3 protein-coding genes and 1 pseudogene are annotated in these 3,194 nt (G+C 73.8%); 3 read left to right on the top strand and 1 reads right to left on the bottom strand.

Annotated elements, in window-relative coordinates; genetic code table 11:
- Together D7V93_RS40915 and D7V93_RS40910 are read left to right on the top strand one after the other, a co-directional pair.
- Positions 1–226: pseudogene (locus tag D7V93_RS40915) on the top strand (hypothetical protein); the annotation flags it as partial.
- A gap of 148 nt (positions 227–374) precedes the next feature.
- Positions 375–725 (top strand): hypothetical protein, encoded by a 351-nt coding sequence (locus D7V93_RS40910; protein WP_120648411.1) that lies wholly within the window; start codon positions 375–377, stop codon positions 723–725.
- A 60-nt stretch (positions 726–785) separates the two neighbouring features.
- Here D7V93_RS40910 and D7V93_RS40905 read toward each other — a convergent pair whose 3' ends face one another.
- Complete coding sequence (locus D7V93_RS40905) at positions 786–2,306, bottom strand: gluzincin family metallopeptidase (RefSeq protein WP_120648410.1); 1,521 nt, start codon at positions 2,304–2,306, stop codon at positions 786–788.
- Positions 2,307–2,439: 133 nt separating this feature from the next.
- Here D7V93_RS40905 and D7V93_RS40900 point away from each other — a divergent pair.
- Positions 2,440–3,194: RluA family pseudouridine synthase (locus D7V93_RS40900; protein WP_147451615.1), on the top strand; the 755-nt coding region annotated here is incomplete at its 3' end.

Genomic DNA, 3,194 nt, shown 5'->3' with positions numbered 1-3,194 from the left:
GCTCGTGCCCCACGCGCGGCCCCAGCCGGCGGCCCCGGACGCGCTGGGCAGCCGCGTGCTCCAGGTGGGCCTGGAGTTCAGCGGCGGCGTGGGCGTGGAGGTGGGGCGGGGCTTCTTCCTCTCCGGCGAGGCGCGCTACCAGAACTTCTCCGCCCGCGGCGACCCCTTCTCCGGCGACCGGCAGACCCTGACCTCCGTGTTCCTGGGGCTGGGGATGCGCCTGTAGCAGGTGGGGCGGGTCGCTACAGATTGGCAGCGACCTGTTGGAAGAAATTTTGACGGCCCTCTTGCGTCCCCTACAATCCTCGTCGGTTGCGGCCCAGACGCATCTGACATGCTCGGGTGTTCAGGCGTGCACAACGAAGGGAGCGGAGATGGAGCGCAAGGTCGGAAGTAGCACGTTGACCGCGAAAGAGGTCAAGGCGGCGTTGGAGAAGTCCACGACGCTGACGGCCGAGGAAGAGAAGGCCCTGCGCATGCGGCATGGCGCGGGTGCCGCCAGCCCGACCGCGCCGCTGCCTCGCGCCGCGGGTGCCAACGCGGAGCTCGCCGACGAGCTGCTCGTCATCGAGATGCAGCTCATGAAGGCGATGCGCGCGCGCACCGGCCAGACGCGCACGGCGGCCAACGCCTCCAAGGCGCCCGCCGCGGTCCGGACGCCCGAGGCTCCGGCCAACGCGACGAAGGACAAGATCGTCCGCGCGCTGCGCACGAAGAAGAAGTAGCCGCCGAAGGAGACGCCCCTCGCAGGGCGTCGTGGTGGTGCCACAGGGGGCGTGAAGCCCCTACTGGTTGAGGATGGCCACGAGGCGCGCTCCCGCCTCGGGCAACGCCAACGGCGTGCCCGAGACCTCCGTGGCCAGTCCTTCCGCATCCATGGCGCCGCCCCGCGCGAAGAGTCCCCGCAGCCAGGCGAAGGCGGCCGGGTTGCGCCAGAAGTCCTCGTTGAACCGCTCCAGCAGGTACGCGGTGAGCCGGGGCTCCAGGGCCCAGGCCCGCAGGTAGCGGGTGACGTAGAGCTGCGAATCCACGTCATGCAGGAAGAAGCCCGGGTGTGGCTGCGCGAAGAGGGCGCGGCGCTGGCCGTCGGCGTACTCGTCGGCGCGGTCGGCGGAGGCGCCCTTCGTGGACAGCGACAGCTCGTAGGGCAGCTTCGCGCAGTGCCGGCGCAGCACCGTCAGCGCGTGGAACGCGGACAGCCGCACGGAGTCCTTCACCGTGCCGGACGGCAGGTGCAGGTAGCGCTTGAGCCACGCGGGCGACAGCAGCAGCCGCTCGAAGGTGGTCGCGTAGGCCTCCGTGATGGAGGCATCCCCCAGCCGGCGCAGCTCCATGGGGGCGTCCTCGTCCACGTGGGCCAGGTGCCAGGCGTGGCCCAGTTCGTGGAGCAGGTCGCCCAGCGCGTCCAGGCCGCCCCGGGGCTGGAGGACGAGCCGGATCTCGTCCGGCACGCGCACCGCGGCGACGAAGGGGCGCGACGCCTTGCCCGGGCGGGCCTCGTCGTCCAGGCGGATGCGTCCGCCCGCGTCGGGGCGCAGGCCCCACTCGGACAGCCAGCGCATCACGGCGGGCAGGGTGTCCTCGCGGCGGAAGTGGGCATCCATCCACGGCGCGCGCATGGCGGCCTGCACGTCGTGGCGCCGGGCCTCGCCGCCGGGCAGCGCGCGCAGGTTCGGCTCGATTTTGCGCAGCACGTAGCCCAGCACGTCGCGGTAGGCGTCCTCGGTGGTCCGGAGCGTCTCCTCGGCGGCCTCGGCGAGCTTCCCCGCGTCGATGCCGGTGACGTCCTGGCGCAGGGCGGGGTAGTTCGCATAGCCCAGCTGCTCCGCGGCCTGGAGGGCGGCGTCGCGCCGGTCGCCGTAGGCGCCCCGGTGCTCCCACAGGAAGTTGCCGGCGCCGCGCTCCAGGAGGGCGCGGCGGGCGCGGTTCTGTTCGCGCGGGAGCTGGGTCAGGGCCTGGGAGAGCGACAGCGTCTGGTCGTCGGCGGGGATGTGCGAGTGCGCTTCCAGCGCGACGACGGCGTCCCCGGCGCGGGTGGCGAGGGACTCCTCCACCTGGGTGGCGATGAGCTCGCGCACCAGGGTGATGCGGCGCACGGCGAGGGTGTCCTCGCGAAGGCGGGCCTTGGCCAGCGCCTCGTTGGCGGCGGCGAAGGTCTCCAGCGAGGACAGCTCCGGAAACGAGGCGTGGAGGCGCGCGACGGGGAGGTCGGGGGAGAGTCCGGCGCCGTAGCGGTACTGGAGGGTGGCCAGCTCGGCGAGGAAGTCATCCAGCCGAGACCGGACGGTATGCAGGGGACGGTCCATGGCGGCGCGGAAGGTAACAGGAAGCCCGCGTCACGGCAGGGACGGCGCGCATAGAGTGTCGCGCCATGTGCTCTGCTTCCGTCGTCTGGCCGCATGCCCCCCTCTCGCCCCGGGTGGAAGGGAAGGGCGCGCGATGAAGCGTCGCACGTTCCGTGGCGAGGGCGCGCACGTGGGGCGCGCGCTGGCGGACGCGGTGGCGGCGGAGCTGGGGCTGCCGGTGGCGGACGCGCGGAGGCTGGTGGAGGTGGGCGCGGTGTACGTGGCGGGCCGCCGGGCGCGGGACGGGGCGGTGAAGCTGCAGCCCGCGCAGGTGGTGACGGTGGTGCTGGAGGAGGCGGGGCAGAGTCCGCTGGAGGCCGTGGGGCCGTCCGCGCCGCTGCGCGTGCTGTTCGAGGACGCGGACGTCATCGCGGTGGACAAGCCCGCGGGCCTGAACGCGCAGCCCTCGGAGGGGCGCGTGGGCGCGAGCCTGGTGGACGTCGTGGGCGCGCACCTGGGGGGCACCGCGGGACTCGTGCACCGGTTGGACCGGGAGACGTCCGGGGTGACGGTGTTCGGCAAGTCCGCGTCCGCCACGGCGGCGCTCGCGGAGGCGTTCCGGGAGGGCACCGCGCGCAAGCGGTACCTCGCGGCGACGGGGCCAGGGCTCCCGGCGGGCGGCACGGTGGACCTGCCGCTGTCGAAGGATCCCTCGCGGCCGGGGCGCTGGCGGGCCACGCGCGCGGCCAACGGCGTGCCCGCGTGGACGGACTACCGCACGCTGTTCGCGGGCGACGCGTTCTGCCTGGTGGAGCTGCTGCCCCGGACGGGCCGCACGCACCAGCTCCGAGCGCACCTGACGGCGCTGGGGACGCCCATCCTCGGGGACGCGCGCTACGGGGGGGCGGG

Origin of the sequence: Corallococcus llansteffanensis, from assembly GCF_003612055.1 — a bacterium.
GTDB lineage: Bacteria > Myxococcota > Myxococcia > Myxococcales > Myxococcaceae > Corallococcus > Corallococcus llansteffanensis.
This window is presented reverse-complemented; position numbering and strand designations above follow the sequence as displayed.